Below are 23,537 nucleotides of genomic sequence, written 5' to 3' on the forward strand. Positions count from 1 at the left end.
CCGTTTACGCGAAAACCAGGATGGTTTTGTTCGGCCTCGGCGACGTATCTTGTGGCTCAGAAGTAGCGGCGGCGGGTGCGGCTCTCGGTGAGTTCGCGAACAGCCTCGCGGAATTCGCGCAGGCTGGCGCGAATTTCCTCTATCGGCGCCTGTTCGGCGCTTTCCTCGGCCGGCGAAGGCTCAGCTGGTGGCTGGGCTGGATAAGCCGATGGTTGCGGCGGAGCGGGCTGCTGATATGGCACATGCCCGGCATAGGGCGCCATGGCCTGTGCATAGGGGGAACCCGCCGGCGGCTGCGCCTGCCAAGGCTGCATCTGCGGATAGCCCGCCGGCTGTGCAGGGGGATAGGGCGGCGGCGCCGGATAGATGGGCGCCGGCATCAGGGGCGACCGCGACGGCGGCCCCATCGGCTGGGAATAGGTGGCATCGAAGCCTGGTGGGAAAGGCGGCCGCGCATAGTCCGACGGCCGAGGCATGAAGGCGGAATCCGGGTTCGGGACGCCGGAGGGCATGGCAGCACCCGCCGGCCGCGTGTTTCCACCAAAGGCGGGGAACTCGCTGTCGTCATCCGCCTCTGTGGACGGTCTGCTGGATATGGCGTTGCGCAGCTTCGACATGAGCGCGGCGATACGCCCGGGCCGTTCAACGGGAGCGGCTTCGGCCTGTGCCAAGGGCGGTGGTGATGCGGGCGGCGGCGATGCAGGTGGCGGAGGTGGCGGCACCGGCGCTGCCCGCATTGGCGGCGCGGGCGGCGGTGCTGCCCGGAATGCCTGCTCCTCGAGAGGCGCCTCGCGCTCGCGCCGCGAGCGCGAGTTCGCGGTCTCGCGCAGGCTCTCATAGGCTCCACGCATGGCGCCAAGGCCGATGCCAGAGGCAAAGCCGAGCAGCAGGCCGGCAAGTGCCATCAAGGCGCGCGACGGCCCCTTCGCCTCGAGCGGCGCAAAAGCCTTGGAGATCACGTTCATATTGGCGGTGTTGATGTCTTTCTGCTCGCCGGTCTCCTTGGCGCGCAGCAGATATTGTTCGTAGACGGAGCGCTTGGCAGAGGCCTCACGCTCCAGTTCGCGCATCGACACCAGATCGTTGTTGACGTCGCCGCTGCGGACCTTGAGCTGGGCAAGGCGGGAGGAGAGATCCTGCTCGAGCTGGACGGCGCGTTTCAGATCGACCTGTAGCGAGGAGGCGATGCGGCGCAATTCGCCAGCGATACGGTCGCGCGAGCCGGCGATCTGTGCGTTGAGCGCCTGGAGTTCAGGATGGCGCGGGCCAAGCCGGATGGCGGCACGGTCGGCCTCCTGCTTGAGCGTCGCATATTGCGAGCGCAGATCGCCCATCGTGTTGGAGTTGATCTCTTCCGGCAAGGTGCCGGAGAGAACCGAATTGACGTCGATCGAACGCGCCGAAGCCGCCCTTGCATTGAGTTCCAGCGTGCGGGCGCGGGCGACCGAGAGCTGCTCGTTAAGCTTCAGCATCTCGTCGTCGCTGATCAAATGGCCCTGTGCATCGACAAGATCATGCGAGGCCCTGAACTCCTCGACCTTGCGCTCGGCCACCTCGACGCCTTTGCGCAGTTCATCGAGCCTTGCCGTCAGTTCGTCGGTCGCGCGGCCGGCGGTATCGGACTGGATCTGACCAAAGGTCTGCAGGAACACATCCGTCATCGTGTTGGCGATGAGGGCTGATTTCTCGCCATTCTGCGTGATCGCGCTGACGGTGATGACGAAGGTCTTGCCGCCGCGCTCGACCGAGAGGCTTTCGGCCAGGTTGCCGACGGCAAGCGCGCGGCGGCGAACCTCGTCGGCACCGCTTGGGCCATCCTGGCGCGGAAGAATTGAGCGAATGAGAGACCTGATGCCAAGGCCGCCGGCACCCTGGCCATTGAACTCCGGATCGTTGCTCAGGTTGAGCTTGTCGACGACCTTGTTCAAAACCGTGCCCGAGGTCAGCACCCGGACCTGGTTTTCGACGATGGCGAGTGTGGCGTCGGAAGCGACCACATTCTGGGTGAGGTCGCGGTCGGTGAGCTTGAGGTCGCGCGGATCGACGATCAGTTCGGCGGTGGCTTCATATTTTTTCGGCGTCGACAGCGCGATCGCGATGCCGAGCCCGGCACCGATCAAGGTGGTCGTGATGATCAGCAGCTTCGACCTGGCAATACCGCGCACCACCTGCATCGGATCGATCAGCGGCTTCCACTGCTGATCATCCCTGCGATCGCCAAAGGACGCACTCGCTTCGCCCTCGTAGCGGGATCCGGATGTGTCATGAGAGCGGGTGCCGCCAGACGCTTCTTCAACGGCCGACCGTGCGTACGGCGTGGCCGGCGGCAGATCGCTGGTGCCCGTGTCGTCCTGCGAGCGCCAAGCGTCGTCCTGTGTAACCACTTCCGGTTGCTCATCCGACTGGAACCGCTCTGTTCCGGCGGCAGCGGATGGCGTCGGGTTCGCCCGCGCCTCACGCCGTGAACGGGCAAGGCGATGGCGCGTGGCGGCATCCTCGCGCCATGCCGGATCTGCCCGATCCCCTATCGCGACCAGGGACGCGTCATCCTCACCGCGCATGGCCTGGCCGAGCGCCAGCAATGAACGCTCGCGCCTCCAGTCTTCACGGTTTTCCCTGTCGACCATTTGTCTTGGAGCTTTACTCTTTGGCCGCTTGGCAGCGGCGGTCGGCCAATCGTTAAGTCACGCTAAACAAGCATAGGAAACAAAAGGTTAATTTCGGCAGGCCGGCGGGTAAGCTTTTCATAACCTCACGGGCGGGAATTTCAGCGCATCCGGGCCTCAAAACGGCACGTTAAGCTTTGCCGCCTATGGCTTGCCCAGACATGACCGAGGCTCGCGGCATACCGCAAAGGCGGACTTTCGCCCGGATCGGCACTTTCGTGGCCGAACGACGGGGGCTGGTGCGCGACTATTTTTCGGCGATCAGCGGCGCCGGCGGGCGACTGGTGTTTTCGCTGGCCTATTTCATCGCGCTTGCCAACACGCTGTCCATCTCCGAGTTCGGCATGTTCGCCACCGCGTCGGCGGCCGGTGTGATGCTGTCGCGGATCCTGGCCTTCGGTTTCATCTCGGCGCTCTATCGCACCGCCACCATCCGTCCCAATCTGATCGGTACCTTCACAGCCGGCTTCCTGCTGCTCGGCATCGTCTCGCTGCCGTTGCTGGCCGCGGCCTCGTTCGGCGTCTACCTGATCTTCTTCGCCGGCACGGTGCCGCTGTCGGTGTTTTCCGCGATCGTCTTTGCCGAAGCGCTGTTGTGGCGGCCGGTGGAGGTGGCGCTGATCGTCAACAACGGGCTGGGCAAGTTCGGCCGTGCCGCCGTGCTGGCGATCCTGGCCACGGCGCTGCGGGCGCTGGGCGCGGTGCTGTTCATGCTCTGGGCCCAGCACAGCATCTGGATCTGGTCCTGGTTCTATATCGGCGCCAATGCCGCCTCGCTGGTTCTGGCTTTCGGCTGGTTCTATCCGCGCCAAAGACTGAGGCTGCGCATCGAGCTTTATCTCAGGCGACTGGCGGATTCCCTCTACGTGGCTGGCGCCGAAATTCTGTTCTACCTGCAATCGGAATTCGACAAGCTGCTGGTGCTGGCGATCGGCGGTCCGCATCTGGCCGGTATCTATGCCATCATCATGCGGCTGGTCGACCTGACCGCGATCCCGATCCGCACCTTCTCGATGATGCTGGTGCAACGCATGATGCGCGCACCGGACCTGTTGTCGCGGCTGACGGTCAAGAGCGGCATCGAGGGCGGCGTCTTCCTCGTTTCGACGCTGGCGCTGCTGGCGCTCGGCATCGTGCTGCATTTCTTCCCCAACGCGCTTGGCAGGAATGTCTCCGAAGCCGCACCGCTGGTGGCGCTGGCGATCTGCGTTCCGGGATTGCGCAATCTGGTCGAATACCAGGCCGAGCTTCTTTTCGCGCGCGGGCAGACGGCGGTGCGGGCGCTCAATCTCGGCCTGCTCGCCGCATTAAAGGCGCTGCTGCTGACCTATGTGCTGACCACCATCTCCGATACTTCGAGACTGGTATTGTCGCTCAACATCGTCTTCCTGCTGCTCTATCTCGCCTCGATGCTGCTGACCTATTCGGCAATGCGCAAGCCAGCGAAAGCAATCTGAATTCAGATGAGGCCGCCTGACCTGAATTCCTGCGTAGGTTAATCCAATCCGATCAGGCGGCGGATACGGCCGATATCTGTGCCGATGAAGGATTGCATGCCGATCGCCACCTGCTCCGGCGCCATGCCGGCAACGAAGCGGCGGAACTCGTCGTCCGACAACGCCTCGCCCGTCCAGTGGACGCGGCAGAATTCTTCCGAACCGTGGAAGTGGCCGGTGCCGTCGAGCAGATCGTCGACATAGCGGCCATAGATCATGCATTCGGAGAATTTGCGCGCCGAGCCGACGACCTCGACCCAGTCGCGGCCATGCACCTTCTCGATCTGTCCGCACATGGCAAGCACGGTGTCGCGGCGCCAAGCGATCAGCGTCGAAATATAGTCGTGGGTCGATGTGCGGGACGGGTCGATGCCGAGTGCCGAACCGGCATTGCGCGACCAGATGCGATGCTCGTCGTGACCGTCATCCGCAAGCACGCCGTCGCGGCGGAACAGCCGCGCCCTGCCGTCGCGCCAGAAAGCGGCGCAGTCGAACGCCTTCAGGAAAGCGACGTCGGAATCGCAGAAGATCAGAACGTCTTCCTTGGCATGCGATGCGATAGCGATACGGCGCAGCTGCTGCACGTGCCAGCCGCGCAGCGGCTGCGTCTTCAGGCTGAGCCAGACGCGGCGGCGAAACAGGCTGAGCGGATCGTCGAAAGCGCGCAGCCAGCGCGGCAGCAGGCCACGCTCATCGACGACAGAGCGCCGGCTGGTCTCCAACTGACGGAAAAGCGCGACGTCGCGATGTTCGACCAGGATGTAGTGGTGCGCGGCACCCGAGACATGCCGGTCAAGGGTCTCGCACAACAGGAGGCAGCGCTCGAAATCCGGCGCGTAGCTTGCCGTCACCACCGCCGCCGTCGGCGTCTTCGGCAACAGGCCCGGGCCCGGGCCGGCAAGGTCGTCTGGAACGAACCGCTTGTTCAACGGAGTTCTCCGGCCGTGTCGGCTCCATGCGACCATCTCTGCTTGACGACCCGCCACAGGAACACAGGATTGCCGACCACGTAACGGCGCCAGAGCCGGCCCGGCTCGACCGCCAGCCGAAACAGCCATTCCAGGCGCAGGCGGCGCATCCATAGCGGCGCGCGCGGCACCGAGCCGCTCAGGAAATCGAGCAGCGCGCCGACCGCGACCGGCATGGTGCAGTGGCGTTCGTCGATGTGGCGCGCGATCCACAGTTCCTGGCGCGGCACGCCCATGGCGACCAGCAGCATATCCGGCCGCAGCGCTGCGATCCGGCCGATGATCTCCGGCTCTTGTTCGGCGGAGAAATAACCGTCATGAATCACCACGAAATTGTGCTGCACGGCAAGGGCGGCCAGCTTGACCGACGCCGCCTCGGCGTTGACACGCGTCGCGCCGAGCAGCCCGACAGTCAGCGGCCGCGTCGAGGCCTGCAGGAACGCCGGCACGAAATCGGTGCCGTTGAGATTGTCCGGAAATGGCGCGCCATAGAGAAGCTGGGCAGCGAGATCGACGCCGATGCCGTCCGGCAGGATGAGGAAATCGTCGAGCGCCTCGGCGAAGACAGGATCTGTACAGGCGATGTTGGCATTGTGGGCGTTGAGGAAACTGACCTTGGTGAAGCGACGCTCGGCAATCAGGCGGTTCAGCAAGGCGATGGCATCGCCCCAGCGGATGGCGAGCACCGAGATGCCGAGGATCGTCTTCAAGCTGTCGAGCCCGAAGGCGGCGCGGGCGGTGTGCATGTTCATGCAAACACCTCCTGCCTGACCGCCCCTAGTTTTTCCAAGCCATGCCGGATGGCGGTATCGAGCGCCTTCACCTGCTGGCGATGGAATGCGCTGCCATCGACGTCCCGCATATCGGCCGCCGCAGCCTCCAGTGCCCCGGCGAAATCAGCTGGATCGTCGGTGACGACGCAATTGTCGGGGCGATGGTCGATACCGCGCAGCGAGCGGCTGGTGGCGACCGAAGGCAGGCCAAGCTCGAAGGTCTCGATGGTCTTCAATTGCACACCGCTGCCGGCGGTGCTGATCAGCGGGATGACAGCCGCGCCGCAGACGAAAGCCCTGGCATCAGGGACACGGCCGACAAACTCGACACCCGGATGCGTCGAACTGACGCCGGAGGGCATATGGCCCGCGATGCGGATGCGGAAACCGGGCCGCAGATGCGGCACCACCTTGCCCAGGAACCAGTCGAGGCCGATGCGGTTCGGCCGCCAGGTCCAGGTGCCGATCAAAGCGGCGTCGTAGTCGATCTGGCGTGGGCCTTTCCGGGTCGGCGCCTTGGCGCCGGTCACCAGCGGCAGCACCGCGGAGCGGCCGTCGGAGGCGACGCCGAGGGCCGCGCGGTCTTCCTCGGCCAGCGTGAAGACAAAGCGCGCGCGGCGGCAGAGGCGCTCTTCCACGACCTTGAGCAACCTTGCCTCGCGGCGGAACAGCAGGCGCTGGAAGAGACCGCCGGCGGCAGCGGCGTTTTCCCGCGCGGAGAGATGCTCGACATTGTGGGCGACGAAGATTGAAGGCCGGTCTTCGAACAGCTTTTCGAAGGCGCCGGCGAATTGTACGGAATTCAGCACATAGCCATCGAACGGACCGGCCTGTTCGAGAGCGACCTGCACATCGCGGTCGGACACCGTACGCAGCTTGACCGATGCAAAGGTGAGGCCCGAAAACATCGCCTTGCCGACCCAGGCGAGCTTTTGCAGCGCAGAGGCACTTTCGGTGCGGACGTCGATGGCACCCAGCACCACGGTGTTTTCGGGGTCGGCCGTGTCCTTCCCGGGCCAAGTGAAGCCGATCACCGTGACGCGCGCGCCAGCGCGCCGCAAGGCGGCGATGATCGCAGCGTTGGCAATCTCGTAGCCCGAGGTGAGAGCACCGTCGGGCACGATCGATGTGGCGAACAGCAGATGCATCTCACCTATCCTGTGTTGCACCCGGTAGCAAAGCGCGGTGAACCCTTGATTAAGCGAGCACAATCAGCGGCCGAAAGCCCCTGCCTGACAGGCTTCTCCGTGCAAGGTGATTAACGAAACCTTATCACCGTGGTGCTACCAGAACGCGACTCAGATGTGGCTGGACACGGATGATCCCTTTGCCATCGGATAGTTCGGTATCGATCGCGGGACGGTCTCCCCGGCTTGACGTGGAGGCTGTCGAGGCGGTCGTCACCTTGCCGACCTTCAAGCGGCCCGAACAGGTGCTGGACACGCTGGCGTCGCTCAGCGCGCAGCAGACCGGCAGGCGCTTTGCCGTGATCGTCATGGAGAACGAAGCCGAGGCGCGCGAAGGCGCCAAGGCGGTGCTGCCGCTGTTCGAACGCGGCGAGATACCGGGCATGGTCATCATCGCGCATGACCGCGGCAATTGCAGCGCCTACAATGCCGGCTGGCAGACGGCGATCCTGCATTTCCCGAACTTCAGGCATCTGCTGGTCATCGACGATGACGAGATCGCCGATCCGCACTGGCTGGAACGCATGTGCGCGGCTGCCGAAAGGCTCGGCGCCGATATTGTCGGCGGTCCGCAGGTGCCGGTCTTCGCCGATCCCGCCCATGCCAAATGGGCCGGACACCCTGTCTTCGCGCCGCCCTACCAGGAGACGGGACGCGTGCCGGCGCTCTATTCATCCGGCAATCTTCTGGTCGGGCGAAACGTGCTCACAGCCATGGGGCCGCCCTTCCTCGATCTCAGATTCAATTTCATGGGCGGCGGCGATTCCGACTTTCTCAGCCAGTCGGCGCAACGGGGCTTTGTGCTCGGCTGGTGTGCTGAAGCCAAGGTGCAGGAAACCGTTCCGGCGCGGCGTGTCGAGGCCGACTGGATCCGGGCCCGCAGCCTGCGTAACGGCGTCATCTCGACACTGGTCGAAAAGAAGAAACGCGCCGGCACACCGCTGGCCGGCGCGAGAGTGTTCGCCAAGAGCCTGGCGCTGCTTGCCGCCGCGCCCTTTCGCGGCCTGATCCGGCTGGCGCGGACCGGATCGCCGGCGATCGCCATCTACCCCGTCCATGTGGCGCTCGGCCGCGTGATGGCCGAATTTGGATATGCCAATGAGCAGTATCGCCAGCCCGAGAAAAACTGAGCGCGCCCCGCTCAGCGACGCGTTCACGCGCGACGGCGTGGCGACCGCGATCGCCGCACTGCTGTTCACCGTCATCATGGTGTCGTTCCGTCCGTTCCAGCCGGCCGGCGCCGAACTCACCGGCGACGGCGGCGACATCGTCAACCAACTCGGCTTCGGCTCGCTTGGCGCCGTTTCGATCTTCTCGCTGATGGCCTTTGCCGATCCGCGCATCGTGCGCTCGCTGCTCAGCCCGTCCTGGGTGCTGATGCTGGGTTTCTTCTTTCTGTCGGTGGTGCTGGCGACCGACCCGCCTTCGGCGATGCGCGCCGCGTCCTTCACCATGATCGGCATCCTGACGATGGCGACGATCCTGGCGCTGCCGCGCGATGCCGAATCCTTTTCGAAAGTCATCATCTTCACCGCCGTCGTGGTCATGGGGCTTTCCTATCTCGGCCTCATCGTCTTTCCGCACGAGGCGATGCACACCGCCGATTCGCAAGAGCCCGAGCATGCGGGCCTGTGGCGCGGCGTGTTCACCCACAAGAACATCGCCGGCCCAATCATGGCCTGCCTCAGTTTCGCCGGCCTCTATCTCTACCGGCGCGGACAACGCTGGTGGGGCGCGGGCATCTTCTGCGCGGCGATGATCTTCATGCTGCACACCGGCTCCAAGACCACTGCCGGCCTGGTGCCGTTCTCGATCCTGATCGTGGTGCTGCCGAGCCTGATGGGTATGCGGCTCGGCACGCCGATCCTGTTTGCGCTGGCGATCATCGCGACGGCGGTGGGCACGCTGGGCATCGTCTTCCTGCCGCCGGTCAAACATCTGGCGGCGATCTATTTCCCCGACATGACCTATACCGGCCGCACGACGCTTTGGGAGTTCGCCGGCTCGATGCTGGCGAAGAAGCCATGGACCGGTTACGGCTATGAAAGCTTCTGGGGCACGCCGCTGCTGCTCAACCAGGACCAGCCCTTCGACCGGCCCTGGGACATCAGGACCATCGTGCACGGCCATGACGGCTATCTCGACATTGCCGTGCTGATGGGCATCCCTGCCCTTTGCGTGGCGGTCTACACTTTCCTCATCGCGCCGCTGCGCGACTACATGCGCATTCCGCTGCGCCGAGAAAACATCTTTCTCGGCGACTTCTTCATGATGGTGGTGCTGTTCACCGCGCTCAACGCTTTCCTCGAAAGCTTCTTCTTCCATCGCGGCGACCCGGTCTGGCTGTTCTTCGTGCTCGGCGTGCTTGGCCTGAGGCAAGTGTCGCTGCGGCCGATCGCGGTGCGCAGCCCTTCCCACCCGGACTGACGGGGCTTCCCCAGCGAAGCGCGAGCGTCTATGTCAAAGCCTTCCTTCGGAGGGCTTTCAATGACGATCAGGCTTGTTCTCGCCGGCTGCGGCAATATGGGTTACGCCATGCTCTCGGGCTGGCTGAAATCCGGCAAGCTGGCATCGTCGGCGGTTTTCGTGGTCGAGCCCAATACCGACCTACGCCAGCGCGCCGCCGCACTCGGCTGTACCACGGCTGCTGACGCCAGCGACATTCCAGCTGACGCCGTGCCTGATCTCGTCGTCATCGCGGTGAAGCCGCAGGTGATCCGCGAGGTGACGGCCGCCTACAAGCGCTTCGGCGACGGCCGCACCACCTTTGTCAGCATCGCCGCCGGAACGCCGGTGGCGACCTTCGAGAAGATCCTTGGCAACAGCGCGCCTATCGTGCGCTGCATGCCCAACACGCCTGCTTCCATCGGCAAGGGCATGATGGTGGTGTTTTCCAACCCGCTCGTGTCCGATGATACAAAGCGTTTCGTCGCCGACCTGCTGTCGGCAAGCGGCGAAGTGGCCACCATTGGCGACGAAGGCCTGATGGATGCGGTGACCGCCGTGTCGGGATCTGGGCCGGCCTATATCTTCCATTTCATCGAAGCGCTGACCGTGGCCGCGGAGAAGGCGGGCCTGCCGGCGGCAACCGCCAAGCTCCTGGCCATGCAGACCGTCTACGGCGCTGCCTCGCTCGCCGCCGAAAGCCACGAAGACCCGGGCGTGCTGCGCCAGCAGGTCACCAGCCCCAACGGCACGACGGCGGCAGCCCTTGGCGTGCTGATGGGCGAGGACCGGCTGACCAATCTGCTGACTCAGGCCGTGGAGGCAGCGCGGCTGAGGTCGATAGAACTGGGGAAATAAGGCGGAATCCCGCTAAGCAAGATCGGTGTGCGAAAAGTCGTTGCCCTTGTAGAGCAAGACTGAGCCATGGCTCTTTGCGCAAGCGTAGGACAAACAATCGGCAAGGTTGAGCTGCGCGGGATGCCCACGTCCTTTTCCGTAGGCTGAAAACGCCAGGATCGCGAGCTTGGCGTCGCCGGCGTCGATCGGCACGATTTCGATTTCGGCCTCGCGAAGGAACGCCTCTATCGCCGCTTCCGCGACAACCGGCTCGACAGCTAGCATGGTGGAAAGCCGCATCGCTGCTTCGAGCACCACCAGAGCGGAAGTGATCTTGCGAGGTGCTGCCGCGATGCGGTTGCTCCACTCGCCGGCATCCTCTTCTCCCGAAAGAACTGCGACGACCACGGAGGTGTCGACGAACATCAGGGATGTCCCCACATGTCGTCGATCTCGTCCTTGCTTACGGGCCGGCCGCCGTGGCCAGCTTTGGCCTTCAAATCCTCTGCGATGGCAGCAAGCCGCTCCGCCAGGGGAATGCGTCCGCTTTCCCGCTTCAATTCGGATTCAAGCGCTTCGATAACCGCCTCGGTCATGGAAATCTTGCGCTTGGCAGCGAGCCGTCGTGCCAGTTCACGCGCGCGCGGATCCCTGATCTGGAGATTCATTGGTCGATCCTCAGCGACATTTGTCACTACAACATAGTGCATTTGTCATGACGTCGCCATAGCGACCTATTTTCCGTACAGCATCTCGTCCTGCAGCCGGCGCAAGGCGAACAGCCTCGTCGTCTGGTCGGGCCCGGCATTGTCGGCGGTCAGCAATTCGCCTTTCCTGACCGGCCTCAGCACCTTGCCGCCCTCGAGCAGGCCGACCGGTACGGCGCGCTGAGCGCGGGCTTCGCCGACAGTCATCGTCCAGGAGCGGTAGCAGGTCTCGCCGATTGCATCGAAGGTCTCGCCGGCGGCGAGATCCCGCTTGGCGACCGCGCAGACCTCGGCGACCGGCCTGGGCAGCGGCACCATGTCGGGCTTGCCGAACAGCACGATGCGGGCCGCGGTGAGCGGCACTTCCAACGAGGTCAGATGATAGGGCCGGAACAGGCTGTAATAGGGACCGTGGCCGATATGCAAATCGTCCATGCGCTCGATGATGCGCGGATGCGTCGCCTCGACGATGACGAAGACACCGGGCGCCACACCCTTGCCTATGGTGTAGTCGACGACGCCCTTCTTGGTGAGGAGCCCGCCATCCTCGCGCGGGATGAGCACCCTGACGAGGTCGTCGCGGTCGGCCTTGGGGCCGTGCATGCCGGGCACGTCGGGCACCAGGCCGGTGGCGTTGGCGATGGCGCACATCTCGACCATCGTCTTGGAGCCGTCGACGAACTCGACCAGCATGCGCGGGTTCATGTTGCGGCGGATCGCCTCCTCGCGATAGTCATCGGGCATGGCGTCGTGGTTGAGCGGGTTGTTCTTGCCCTTGCCGGCCGAGACGATGGTCAGGCCGAGCGCCGACGCGAACTCGATCAGCTCCATGCAGCTCGACGGCTCATCGCCGGCACCAACCGAATAGACGACGCCAAGCCGGTCGGCCTGTTGCTTGAGATAACAGCCGATGGTGACGTCGGCCTCGACATTCATCATCACCAGATGCTTGCCATGCTCCATCGCCGACAGGCAGAAATCGGCGGCGACACCAGGTTTTCCCGTGGCGTCGATGACAACGTCGATCAATGGATTGGTGACCAGCATCTTATTTGAGGTGATGGCGATTTTTCCGGCCTCGATTGCCGCGGTGACTTTCGACGCGGTGTCGGCTTCGACCGCCATCGTCTCATCGCCATAGGCAATGCGAATGGCGTCGCGCGCGGTGTGCGGCCGCCGGGTGGAAACGGCGCAAACCGAAATGCCAGGCATCAGCATTCCTTGCGTGACGAGGTCGGTGCCCATTTCACCCGAACCGATGACACCGATGCGCACCGGGCGGCCCTCGGCGGCACGGCTGGCGAGATCGCGGGCAAGGCCGGTCAAGGCGACATTGGTCATGCGGGAGATGTCCATGGTTCCTGATTTGGAGGCGGCAATAGCAGGAAACCGCGCTCTCTTGTCAACGAAACCGCCTGATGTGGCCTCAAACCACCCTGACGTAGCTCGTCATGCCCGATTTCTGGTGCTCGATGATGTGGCAATGCAGCAGCCAGTCGCCGGGATTGTCGGCGACGAAGCCGAGCTGAACCTTCTCGTTGGGCTGGATGAGATAGGTGTCGGAAATCAACGGCTGCACCGGCCGCGTCGACGACGAAAGCACCTTGAAGCTCATGCCGTGCAGATGCATCGGATGCGATTGCGGCGTCAGGTTCTCCATGTCGATGACATAGCTCTGGCCGAGCTTCAATTCAGCCAGCGGCGCGGTCGGATCGGATGTATCGCCAGGCCACGGCACCTTGTTGATGGCCCAGAAACTGTAGCCAAGCGAACCGCAGATACCATCGCTCGGGACGTTTTCCGCCGTGGCGCTGAGCGCCAGCGAAATATGCTGAGCGGTTGTGAGGTCCACATCCGCCACCGGATTGACCTCCAGCGGCGCAACATCGCGGATGTCGCGCTTGAGCGAACTGCCTGTCGCCCGCACGGTCGCCAGGATTTTGGGCTTGGTGCCCCTGACGTCCCGCAGACTGACAATCGCGCCTTCGTCATCGGGCATGCGGATGGCGAGTTCCATGCGCTGTCCCGGCCCAAGCAGCAAGGCATCGGGTGAAAAGCGCTCAGGCACCGGATTGCCATCCAGCGCCATCACGGTCGCCTCGGCACCGTCGACACGAAAGGCATAGATGCGGGTGACATCGGTGATGGCGACGCGCAGCCGCACCAGGCCTCCGGCCGGCGCGTCATATTGCGGCTGGTCGAGCCAATTGGTGGTGCGCACCGTGCCGTAGGTGCCGGTTCTCGCGGCATCGCGCGGCCGGAACTGGTCGATAAACTGGCCGTCGTCGCCGAGGCGCCAATCGCGCAGATTGATGACAAATTCGGCGTCGAATTTCGGATCGCTGGGGTTCTCGACCACGATCACGCCGGTGAGACCGTGGCCCATCTGCTCCAGCGTGTTGCAATGCGGGTGATACCAGAAGGTGCCGGCGTCGGGCGGGGTAAAGGCGTAGTCGAAATGATCGCCGGTGTAGACGTAAGGCTGGACCAGGAAGGGCACGCCATCCATCTTGTTTGGAACGCGAATGCCGTGCCAGTGGATGGTCGTGGGATCATCAATGGCATTGACCAGGCGCGCCGCGAACGGCTCGCCCTTTTTCATCCTCAGCACCGGCGGCATGCCGGCGTTGCCATAGGTCAGCACATTGTTGGTCGGGCCGACATCCATCAGCTTCGCCTGGATTTTCGCCGTCTGCAGCACCACCGGTTCCGGACTGCCGGCGGCCCAACTGCCAAGCCTGCCGATGGCCGAGAGCCCAACCCCGCTGGCGCCAGCGATGGCGGCCGTTTTCAAGAGCCTGCGGCGTGTAAGGACGGTCATTCAAGCTCCAACTGCAAAGACGGCTGCCCAGTATCTATCGCCGCCTTGAACCATGAGCCAGCAATCCGTGCAAATGCCGATATTGGCACATCGCGTCTCGCCATAGCGGCAGGATGAGACGAGAGAGCCTCCCGCCCCTACTCCGCCGCCTCGGCATATTGCGCGGGCACATAGTTGAGGATCGGCCCGAGCCAGCGCTCGACCTCAGCCAAGGGCATGTCCTTGCGGACAGCATAGTCCTCAACCTGATCGCGCTCGACCTTGGCGACGCCGAAATAGTAGCTTTCGGGATGCGCCAGATAAATGCCCGACACCGAGGAGCCCGGCCACATCGCGTAGCTTTCGGTCAGGCTGACGCCGGCATTGCGCTCGCCATCGAGCAGCCGGAACAGCGTTGCCTTTTCGGTATGGTCTGGCTGCGCCGGATAACCGGGCGCCGGGCGGATGCCGCGATAGGGTTCGCCGATCAGCTCATCCGGCGCCAGCTTCTCGTCGGCCGCATAGCCCCAGAATTCCTTGCGCACCTTCTCGTGCATGCGCTCGGCGAAGGCTTCGGCAAAGCGGTCGGCCAGCGCCTTGACCATGATCGAGGAGTAATCATCGTTGGCCCGTTCGAAACGCTCTGATATCGCCACTTCCTCGATGCCGGCGGTGACGATGAAGCCGCCGATGTAGTCGGACTTGCCGCTCTCGGTCGGTGCCACGAAATCCGATAGCGCGACATTGGCCTTGCCGTCGCGCTTGCTCAGTTGCTGGCGCAGTGTGAAGAAAGTCGCCAATTCCTTCGAGCGGCCCTCGTCCGTGAACAGCCTGATGTCGTCACCAACAGCATTGGCCGGCCAGAAGCCGATGACGCCACGCGGCGCGAACCATTTTTCGGTGATGATCTTCTTCAGCATCGCCTGCGCATCCTCGAACAGCTGGCGCGCGGCGGATCCCTGCGCTTCATCCTCGAGGATTTTGGGGTAGCGGCCCTTCAGCTCCCAAGTCTGGAAGAACGGCGTCCAGTCGATGTAGCGCGCAAGCTCGGTCAGGTCCCAGTTCTCGAACACTTTTACGCCGGTGAAAGACGGCTTCGGCGGCTGGTAGGCCGACCAATCGACCTTGTGCGCGTTGGCCCTCGCCTTGGCCAGCGGCAGCCGCTGCTTGTCGGCCTCGGAGCGGGCATGGGCGTCGGCAACCTTCTTGTACTCGGCCCGCACCGTGTCGACAAAGGCACCCTTGGTCTCGTTCGACAAAAGGGATGACACCACGCCCACCGCCCGACTGGCGTCGGTGACATAAACCGTCTGCCCCTTGCTGTAGCGCGGATGGATCTTCACCGCCGTGTGTACACGGCTGGTCGTGGCGCCGCCGATCAGCAGCGGAATGTCGAAGCCTTCGCGCTCCATCTCGGCGGCCATGTGCACCATCTCGTCCAGCGACGGCGTGATCAGACCGGACAAGCCGATGATGTCGACATTTTGCTCGCGCGCCGTCTGCAGGATTTTCGCCGCCGGCACCATGACACCGAGATCGATGATCTCGTAATTGTTGCAGGCGAGAACCACGCCGACGATGTTCTTGCCGATGTCGTGGACGTCGCCCTTGACCGTCGCCATCAGGATTTTGCCGGCCGTCTGGCGCTCGCCATTGTCGATGCCGTTGGCGGCGTTGGCCAGTTTCTCGGCCTCCATATGCGGCAGCAAACCCGCAACCGCCTGCTTCATCACCCGCGCCGACTTCACCACTTGCGGCAGGAACATTTTTCCGGCGCCGAACAGGTCGCCGACGACATTCATGCCGGCCATCAGCGGGCCTTCGATGACATGCAGCGGGCGCTCGGCCGCCAACCGCGCTTCCTCGGTGTCGGCGTCGATGAATTCGGTGATGCCATTGACCAGCGCATGCGAAATCCGCTGCTCGACCGTCCATTCGCGCCAGGCGAGGTCGCGCTCCTTGGCTTCCTTGCCGGCCGTGCCCTTGAAGCGTTCGGCGATCTCCAGCATGCGCTCGGTTGCGGTGCCGCCAGCGCTCGGCACACGGTTGAGCACTACATCCTCGCAGGCCGCGCGCAGCCCCGGCTCGATCGTGTCATAGACGGCCAGCTGACCGGCATTGACGATGCCCATGTCCATGCCGCGCTGGATGGCATGGTAGAGGAACACCGCGTGCATCGCTTCGCGCACCGGCTCGTTGCCGCGAAACGAGAAGGACAGGTTCGACACGCCGCCGGAAATGTGGACATGCGGCAGCGTCGAAGTGATCTCGCCGGCGGCCTCGATGAAGTCGACGCCGTAATTGTCATGCTCCTCAATGCCGGTGGCGACCGCGAAGACGTTGGGGTCGAAGACGATATCCTCGGGCGGAAAGCCGGCCTGTTCGGTCAAGAGCTTGTAAGCGCGGGTGCAGATCTCGACCTTGCGCGCCTTGGTGTCGGCCTGGCCGGCCTCGTCGAAGGCCATGACGACCACCGCCGCGCCGTAGGCTCGCACCAGCCTGGCATGATGCAGGAACGCTTCCTCGCCTTCCTTCATCGAGATGGAGTTGACCAGCGGTTTGCCCTGCACGCATTTCAAGCCCGCCTCGATGATCTCCCATTTCGAACTGTCGACCATGACAGGGACACGGGCGATGTCCGGCTCGGCGGCGATCAGGTTGAGATAATCGACCATCGCCTTCTTGGAATCGATCAGGCCCTCATCCATGTTGATGTCGATGATCTGCGCGCCATTGGCGACCTGATCGCGCGCCACGTCGAGCGCGGGAACATAATCGCCCGCCGTGATCAGCTTCCTGAACTTGGCAGAGCCAGTGACGTTGGTGCGCTCGCCGACGTTGACGAAGGGGATCTCGTCCGTAAGCGTGAACGGCTCCAGTCCGGACAGGCGCATCTTGCGCTCGATCTCTGGAATGGCGCGCGGCGGGTACTTTTTGACTGCCTCGGCGATGGCGCGGATATGGTCCGGCGTCGAGCCGCAGCAGCCGCCGACGACATTGACCAGCCCCTCGCGCGCAAAGTCCTCGATCTGCGCGGCCATGAAGGCCGGGCTCTCGTCATATCTGCCGAATTCATTGGGCAGGCCGGCATTCGGATAGGCGCAGACGAAGGTGTCTGCTGCACCGGATATTTCTGCCAAGTGCGCGCGCATGGCGTTGGCGCCGAGCGCGCAGTTGAGGCCGATGGTGAACGGGCTGGCATGGCGCACCGAATGCCAGAACGCCGTCGGCGTCTGGCCCGACAGTGTGCGGCCGGAAAGGTCGGTGATGGTGCCCGAGATCATCACCGGCAGATGCACGCCCTTCTCGATGAATATCTCGTTGCAAGCGAAGATCGCCGCCTTGGCGTTCAGCGTGTCGAAGATGGTCTCGATCAGGATGATGTCGGCGCTGCCGTCGATCAGGCCGCGCAGCTGCTCGCCATAGGCAAGCCGCAACTCGTCGAAGGTCACCGCGCGATAGCCGGGATTGTTGACGTCGGGCGACATCGAGGCGGTGCGGTTGGTTGGCCCGAGCGCGCCGGCGACGAAACGGCGCTTGCCGTCTTCCTGCTCAGCCCGCTTCGCCGCCCGGCGCACCAGCCGCGCGCCGTCGCGGTTTAGTGCATAGACGGCATCCTCCATGCCGTAATCGGCCTGGGCGATCGAGGTCGACGAGAAGGTGTTGGTCTCGAGAATATCCGCGCCGGCAATCGCGTATTGGTAGTGGATTTCCTCGATCGCGGCGGGCTGCGTCAGGATCAGAAGGTCGTTGTTTCCCTGCTGGTGGCAGGCGCAGCCGGCGAAGGCATCGCCGCGGAAATGGTCTTCGTCGAAGCCAAGCCCCTGGATCTGCGTGCCCATGGCGCCGTCGAGAATGAGAATGCGCTCGCGCGCCGCCGCGGTCAGCGCCGCGAGCACTTCCGAACCGTCGGGCTTAGCCGCGACAGGGCCGAACAGGTCATCCAGCGATGCATAATTCTGCGACATCTTCTATCCTTTGGGCGACAAGTTCGTCCATGTCACATAAGGATATCTTTATGTCAATATACGCCTCCCACTGAACGGTGTCACGCGCCATTGCAGGTGCCAGAGCAACAAACGTCAAAACGACCTTTGCCGGGGCGTCCTTTGCACGTCCAACTGGACACGCGGCACTCCTGTGTCAGTGCAAGTCGGCCAGCAAGGCTTGGGCCTCGGCAAGGTTCTTCTCGGAGCCGGCGGTGAGATCGTCCATCTTGCGGTCCCTGAAGATGACAAGCGCGTCCTGACAAGCGGTGATCGCCTCCTCAGCCAGCGCCTTGTCCTTGCGGGCCGTGCCCAAATCGGTCAGCACGTCGCACAGGCTGTCCTCGGTGAAGGCGACGGCCGGAACCGAATTGATCTTCTTCTGCACGGCAATCGCCTCGCGCAGGATCGGCACTGCTTCCTCGAAACGGGCGACGTTGTTTTCAGAACGACCGGCCATCGTCATGGCATAGCCGACCTCGTTCTGCAGGCTCGCCCAGCGGTCGGGGTCGCGGTCGCGGCCGACCTCGTCGGCCAGCGCCCGGTTGACGGCGATCGCCTCGTCGAACACATCAGGCGAAGGTTCCCTCGCCGCGATCATGCTCAGCACATTGGCAAGGTTCCCCTGTGTGGTCGCCCAACGCTCTGGATCGCGAGCCCGGGTGCGCACGGCCTGTATGCTGCGGTAGATACCGGCCGAGCGTTTCAGCAACGCGACGTCGTTGCGCCAATAGCCCAGCGACGACAGGGCGCTCGCCAGATTGGACTGGTTGCGGGTCCAGCCATCGGCGTCCTTGTCTGGGGTCGTGACCGTCAGTGCCGCCTCATAGGCCTGCACGGACTTCGCCATGTTGTCTGGATCGGAAGCGGCACTCGCCTGCATCATGCGCGCATTGCCGAGATCGCCCTCGACCGAGGCCCAGAGTGTACGGTCCGGCAGCGTGGCATAGACGGCAAGCGCCGCTTCATGCGCCGTCGCCGCCTTCTGGTAGAGCGACGGATCATTGCTCGCGCCGGCGAGGTAGTAATAGGCGCTGCCGAGATCGTTCTGCAGTTGGGCGTGATCCTGTGGCGCGCTGGCAAGGTCATAGAACGGCAAGGCCGATTCGAGCGCCGTCACCGACTGCTTGAAATCGGCGCCATCCTGCACCCGGTCGCCCAGCACCAAGAGCACATGGCCCAGCCCCCATTGCGTGGCGGCCCAGGCGTCGGGATCGCTGTCGCGGGTCTGTACTTCAAGGGCCGCTCGGTAGGCCGTCACCGAGCGTTCAAGCGCCTCGGTCGGGCCGTCGCTGGATTTGCCCAGCATGGAAAGCGCCGCGCCCAGCCGGTACTGCGTCTTGGCCCAATCCTTCGGCGCATTATCCTTGGTCCGCACGGTGAGCGCGGCGTCATAGGCGGCGACTGCCTGTTCGAGCACCGCTCTGTCGCCGGCACGATCGCCCCAGGTCGACAGCGTGCTACCGAGACCGTGCTCGATGGACGCGAACTCGGTGGGCGCGGCTGTAGCCGTGTAAACTTCCGATGCGCTGCGATAGGCCATTGCCGACTTCTGCAGATAGTCGATACCGGTGTCGCGATCGCCGAGCGAGGCATAGGCCGAGCCCAGATTCTGCTGCAGCGAGGCCCAGTCGAGCGGCAGCTTTTCACGTGGATATTCCGAGAGCGCGGCCTCATAGGCGGACACCGCCTTGAGCAGCGTCGCGTTGTCGTCCTGCTTCACGCCAAGGCGCTGCAAGGCATTGCCGAGCGTCAGCTGGCCGTTGGCCCAGCTTGCCGGCGCATGCTCGCGTGTCCACACGGTGAGTGCGGCTTCCGCCGCTTCGCGGGCATGCTGCAGCGTCGGGATGTCGCCATTGATCTCGCCGATCGTCTCCAGCGCCGAGCTCATATTGTTCTCAATCGTCGCCCATTGCGCCGGCGCGCGGTCGTGCGTCATTTCCTCGGTCGCTGCCCGGTAGGCGGCAACCGACTGCTTAAGCGTCGCAACATCCTTTTCGCGAGCCCCGAGGCGAAACAGCGCCGCACCGAGATTGACCTCACTCAACGCCCAATCGAGAGGGACGCGCTCGCGGCTGTATTGCGTCAACGCGGCGCCATGCGCCTCGATGGCGGCGCGGAAACTGTCGCTGGTCGTCTCGCGCTCGCCGAGTTCCGACAGCACGATGCCGAGATTGTTCTGGGTCGCCGCCCATTCCAACGGCACCTTCTTCGACCCCTGCACCTCGAGCGCCGCGCGGAAGGTGGCGACCGCCTTGTCGAGCAGCGCAGTGCCGGTCTCGCGCTGGCCGAGCCGCCAATAGACGGTGCCGAGATTGCCTGAGGTGGAGGCCCAATCGTCCGGATAAGTTTCCCGCGTATAGACCGTCAGCGCCTGCTCGAAGGCGGTCGCCGCCTTGTCGAGGTTTTCGCGCCCGGCCTCGCGCTCGCCCAGTGTCGAGAGCGTGGTGGCGAGGTTGTTCTGGGTGGCTGCCCATTGCCGTGGATTTTTTTCCGGCAACACGTAGGTCAGGCTCTTTTCATAGGCCGCGATGGCCTGTGTCAGAAACGCGTTGTCGCCGGAGAAAGTGCCTTGCTGGGAAAGCGCGTTGGCCTCTGCCGCCTTGTAGTACCAGGCGTCCTCATCGTCCCATTTCTCAGCCTGCTCATAGGCCTTGCCGTAGTCCTGGGCCGCTTCCTGAAACTTGAAGGAGATTTCGTAGGTCTTTGCGCTGTCGCCAAAAACTCCCGCAAATTCCAGCCGGCGTGCCTTGAGATCCGCTTCGGCCTTGTCGACCGTGTTTGACAATTCGCCGACGCGCGCTTTGGCCTGTTCGTGGAATTTCCTGGCGGCGTCGAGCGCGCCTTCGCGCACTGCCTGGTCGGCCAGTTTCGACAGCCGGACGATCTCCGGATCCTGGCTCTTCAGCGCCGCCTGCTCGGCCAGCACCTGCTTCAGCCGCTCGGTCTGGCCGCGCAGCAATTTGTCGAGTTCGGCCGGGTCTTTCGGCGTGTCGGTGCCGAGTGTCTTCAGCATGGCATAGAGCGCGTCCATCGGCACGCCGCCATCACGCGAGATAGTCTCGATCTGGCGACGTTCGGGATCGGGCAGGGTCGAGATGGTGAGCAGCAGCCGGCGGCGCTCGGTCAGGATGTCGCCTTCATCGCCCTTGGGGGCTTCGGCCGGCGTGCCGAAATAGAGCAGCCGACGCAGGCTCTCATTGACCCATGGCCGCTGCTGGCCATTGGTCTTGAGGTAGACCTCTTCGCCGATCATGCGCAGCACGGTGCCGAATTCCTCGCCGCCCATCGTGTCGATGTGGCGCAGGATCGCCGCCGCATAAGGGCTGTTGCCGTCGGCCGGCCCGTCGAGTGCCACCTTGCCGGGCTCGGCGGCAAAGCCGATGACCTGGCCAAGGCTGTCGTCGGCCGAGCCTTTGGCCGGCGCGCTGCTCTTCAACGCGACGACGCTGCGCGTTTCGCCGAGACCGCCGGCGCTGATCGGCTTGCCGTCATCGCCTGGCGCCAGTTTCAGCAGCGTGCCCGGCGGGAACGGATCGTTGCGGCAGGCGTCAAGCAGCACGATGGTGACCGGCACCTTGGCCTTGAGTTCGGCGACGATCGATGACAGCGGCACCAGCTTCTCGCCGGCATCGTCGAGCGCCGAAATATCGGCATCGACAGGCACCAAAAAGTTCTCGCCGCCGGCCTCGATGCCATGACCGGAATAATAGATCACGGCTACGTCGGCACCTTCGGCATCGTCGACGAAGCCTTCGAGATCGCGCCGCAATTTGCGCGCGTCGCGGTTGGTGGCCACGGTCGTCTCGAAGCCGAGCTTGTCGAACATTTCCTCGATGGCGCGAGCATCATTTTCGGGATTGGGCAGTTTGCCGACGTGCTTGTAGTCGGACTGGCCGATGATCAGCGCGACGCCTTTCAGCGCCTTCGGCTCCTCGGCATGAGCCGGGACCAGCGTGCACAGGCACAGCATAAGTGCCGCGGCAACCGCCACGCATATGCGCACCCTTTCGACGGTCATTCGCCCAAACCGCATTGCCCACCCCGGAACCCGCAAGGTGCAATCTTCCGCCAGGAGATGGCATCATGATGGCCGGCGCGTGGCAAGGCCCGGGACGAACGGTGTTCTTGTCGTGAGGCGCAGATGCCGGCTGGTTTTCACGCCGTGAGCAGGTAGTCTTCAGCAAAAGCGCCGTTCCGATGCGCACGCTGGCAACAGGTTCGGCCCGAAAAGCTTCAGGGAGGTTGCGATGACGGACTTCACACCGAAATTCGATCTGGCCGGCAAGGTGGTGCTGGTCACCGGCGCCTCGCGCGGCATTGGCCGCGCCTGCGCACTGGCTTGCGCCGGCTCCGGCGCCGACATGATCGTCGGCGTGCGCAGCAAGGCCGACGGGGCGGAGCTTGTCGCCGAGATCGAACGCATCGGCCGCCGGGCGCTTGCCGTGCAGATGGATGCGACCGATCTCGCCACGGTACGCAAGGGCGTCGCCGACGCGCATGCCGCCTTCGGTCGCATCGACGTCCTGGTCAACAATGTCGGGCTCGGGCCGGAAAACCTGGCGGAAAACGTCACCGAGGAAGATTTCGACCTGACGGTGAACGTCAACCTCAAGGGCACGTTCTTCACCACCCAGGCGGTGGGAAGGCTGATGATCGCCCAGAAATCGGGACGTATCATCAACATCAGTTCGCAGGCCGGCACGGTGACGCTGAAGGGCGAGGCGATCTACTGCATGACCAAGGCGGCGATCAACCATCTGACGCGCTGCCTGGCGGCCGAATGGGCGCAGCACAAGATCGCCGTCAACAGCGTGGCGCCGACCTTCATCTGGACCGACGGCACACGCCCCTCGCTCGCCGAGCCGGATTTCCATGCGCATGTGCTCGGCCACATCCCGCTCGGCCGCATCGGCGACCCGATCGATGTGGCGGGAACCGTGGTGTTCCTCGCCTCACCGGCAGCGTCGCTGATTACGGGGGCGAACATACTGGTCGATGGCGGCTGGTCGGTGGCGTAATTCTTGGGGAGACGATCATTGCCCAGTGATTTGGAGCGCCGTGCCCGCGAGTTTGCCACCCGGGCGCATGAGTCGATCGACCAGCGGCGAAAATACACGAACGAGCCCTATATCGTGCATCCCACCGCGGTCGCCGAAATCGTGCGTGGCGTGCCGCATACCGACGAAATGATCGCAGCGGCCTATCTCCACGATGTGGTGGAAGACACGCCCGTAACGATTGCCGAGATTGAAAACGAGTTCGGTCGCACAGTCGCGGACCTCGTCGGGTGGCTGACTGATGTCTCCGTGCCTTCCGACGGCAATCGTGCGGCACGCAAGACAAAAGATTTGGCGCACACAGCAGCCGCGCCGGCGCAGGCCAAGACGATCAAGCTTGCCGACCTCATCGACAACACGCGCACCATCGAGCTGCTCGATCCCGGCTTCTGGCGTGTCTACCGCGTCGAAAAGATCCGGCTGCTCGAGGTTCTGAGAGATGGCGATGCGACGCTGTGGAGGCGTGCCGCCGAGCAGTGCTCCATGCCGTCGGGTAGTCCGGCAAGCTCATGACGGCAGGCTGCGCCTAGCTCTTGTCGACGCTTGCCAGGAACCGCGCGAAGATCGGATCGAGAGGTTTCGGCATGGGTTGCGGGTCGAACGCGTTCGTTC

The 23,537-nt window shown here is 64.0% G+C and carries 16 protein-coding genes; 6 read left to right on the forward strand and 10 right to left on the reverse strand.

What is annotated here, in order from left to right:
• Positions 1 to 56: 56 nt before the first annotated feature.
• Positions 57 to 2,627: a GumC family protein gene (locus AC56QX_RS00320; RefSeq protein ID WP_497113152.1), complete on the reverse strand. Its 2,571-nt coding sequence runs from the start codon at positions 2,625 to 2,627 to the stop codon at positions 57 to 59.
• Positions 2,628 to 2,827: 200 nt separating this feature from the next.
• Here AC56QX_RS00320 and AC56QX_RS00325 point away from each other — a divergent pair, with 200 nt between their 5' ends.
• Complete coding sequence (locus AC56QX_RS00325) at positions 2,828 to 4,123, forward strand: lipopolysaccharide biosynthesis protein (RefSeq protein WP_497113153.1); 1,296 nt, start codon at positions 2,828 to 2,830, stop codon at positions 4,121 to 4,123.
• A gap of 38 nt (positions 4,124 to 4,161) precedes the next feature.
• Here AC56QX_RS00325 and AC56QX_RS00330 read toward each other — a convergent pair whose 3' ends face one another.
• From AC56QX_RS00330 to AC56QX_RS00340, 3 genes are read right to left on the reverse strand one after another with little or no spacing between them, the layout of a single operon-like run.
• A complete protein-coding gene (locus AC56QX_RS00330; RefSeq protein ID WP_497113155.1) occupies positions 4,162 to 5,091 on the reverse strand; it encodes a DUF6492 family protein in 930 nt (309 codons plus the stop codon).
• On the reverse strand, positions 5,088 to 5,882 hold the full coding sequence (locus tag AC56QX_RS00335; protein ID WP_497113156.1) for a WecB/TagA/CpsF family glycosyltransferase: 795 nt from the start codon (positions 5,880 to 5,882) through the stop codon (positions 5,088 to 5,090). The genes AC56QX_RS00330 and AC56QX_RS00335 overlap by 4 nt, the downstream gene beginning before the upstream one ends.
• On the reverse strand, positions 5,879 to 7,051 hold the full coding sequence (locus AC56QX_RS00340; protein WP_497113157.1) for a glycosyltransferase family 4 protein: 1,173 nt from the start codon (positions 7,049 to 7,051) through the stop codon (positions 5,879 to 5,881). The genes AC56QX_RS00335 and AC56QX_RS00340 overlap by 4 nt, the downstream gene beginning before the upstream one ends.
• Before the next feature lie 170 nt (positions 7,052 to 7,221).
• On the opposite strand from AC56QX_RS00340, the gene AC56QX_RS00345 reads away from it, so the two are divergent.
• Genes AC56QX_RS00345 through proC form a run of 3 tightly spaced genes read left to right on the forward strand, consistent with a single transcriptional unit; the run spans position 7,222 to position 10,393 of the window.
• A complete protein-coding gene (locus AC56QX_RS00345; protein ID WP_497113158.1) occupies positions 7,222 to 8,220 on the forward strand; it encodes a glycosyltransferase family 2 protein in 999 nt (332 codons plus the stop codon).
• Entirely contained in the window at positions 8,189 to 9,517 is a 1,329-nt protein-coding gene (locus AC56QX_RS00350) for an O-antigen ligase family protein (protein ID WP_497113161.1), read from the forward strand. The genes AC56QX_RS00345 and AC56QX_RS00350 overlap by 32 nt, the downstream gene beginning before the upstream one ends.
• Positions 9,518 to 9,577: 60 nt before the next feature.
• Positions 9,578 to 10,393, forward strand: a complete 816-nt coding sequence (gene proC / locus AC56QX_RS00355) for a pyrroline-5-carboxylate reductase (RefSeq protein ID WP_497113162.1) — start codon at positions 9,578 to 9,580, stop codon at positions 10,391 to 10,393.
• Positions 10,394 to 10,405: 12 nt separating this feature from the next.
• Here proC and AC56QX_RS00360 read toward each other — a convergent pair whose 3' ends face one another.
• From AC56QX_RS00360 to AC56QX_RS00385, 6 genes are all read right to left on the reverse strand, one after another.
• On the reverse strand, positions 10,406 to 10,798 hold the full coding sequence (locus AC56QX_RS00360; protein WP_497113164.1) for a type II toxin-antitoxin system VapC family toxin: 393 nt from the start codon (positions 10,796 to 10,798) through the stop codon (positions 10,406 to 10,408).
• On the reverse strand, positions 10,798 to 11,040 hold the full coding sequence (locus AC56QX_RS00365) for a type II toxin-antitoxin system VapB family antitoxin (RefSeq protein ID WP_095198218.1): 243 nt from the start codon (positions 11,038 to 11,040) through the stop codon (positions 10,798 to 10,800). The genes AC56QX_RS00360 and AC56QX_RS00365 overlap by 1 nt, the downstream gene beginning before the upstream one ends.
• 66 nt (positions 11,041 to 11,106) lie before the next feature.
• The gene (locus AC56QX_RS00370) at positions 11,107 to 12,420 is read right to left on the reverse strand and encodes an NAD(P)H-dependent oxidoreductase (protein WP_497118053.1); all 1,314 of its coding nucleotides are present in this window, start codon (positions 12,418 to 12,420) and stop codon (positions 11,107 to 11,109) included.
• An 85-nt stretch (positions 12,421 to 12,505) separates the two neighbouring features.
• A complete protein-coding gene (locus AC56QX_RS00375) occupies positions 12,506 to 13,900 on the reverse strand; it encodes a multicopper oxidase family protein (protein ID WP_497113167.1) in 1,395 nt (464 codons plus the stop codon).
• A 137-nt stretch (positions 13,901 to 14,037) separates the two neighbouring features.
• Positions 14,038 to 17,847 carry a methionine synthase gene (gene metH, locus AC56QX_RS00380; protein ID WP_497113169.1) on the reverse strand — a complete coding sequence of 1,270 codons (3,810 nt, stop codon included), beginning with the start codon at positions 17,845 to 17,847 and terminating at the stop codon, positions 14,038 to 14,040.
• A gap of 175 nt (positions 17,848 to 18,022) precedes the next feature.
• A complete protein-coding gene (locus tag AC56QX_RS00385; RefSeq protein WP_497113170.1) occupies positions 18,023 to 21,886 on the reverse strand; it encodes a caspase family protein in 3,864 nt (1,287 codons plus the stop codon).
• Positions 21,887 to 22,115: 229 nt separating this feature from the next.
• Here AC56QX_RS00385 and AC56QX_RS00390 point away from each other — a divergent pair, with 229 nt between their 5' ends.
• The gene (locus AC56QX_RS00390) at positions 22,116 to 22,886 is read left to right on the forward strand and encodes an SDR family NAD(P)-dependent oxidoreductase (RefSeq protein WP_497113172.1); all 771 of its coding nucleotides are present in this window, start codon (positions 22,116 to 22,118) and stop codon (positions 22,884 to 22,886) included.
• A gap of 18 nt (positions 22,887 to 22,904) precedes the next feature.
• Positions 22,905 to 23,438 (forward strand): HD domain-containing protein, encoded by a 534-nt coding sequence (locus AC56QX_RS00395; protein WP_497113174.1) that lies wholly within the window; start codon positions 22,905 to 22,907, stop codon positions 23,436 to 23,438.
• Positions 23,439 to 23,537: the final 99 nt, after the last annotated feature.

This window comes from Mesorhizobium sp. RCAM 06353, assembly GCF_059683585.1.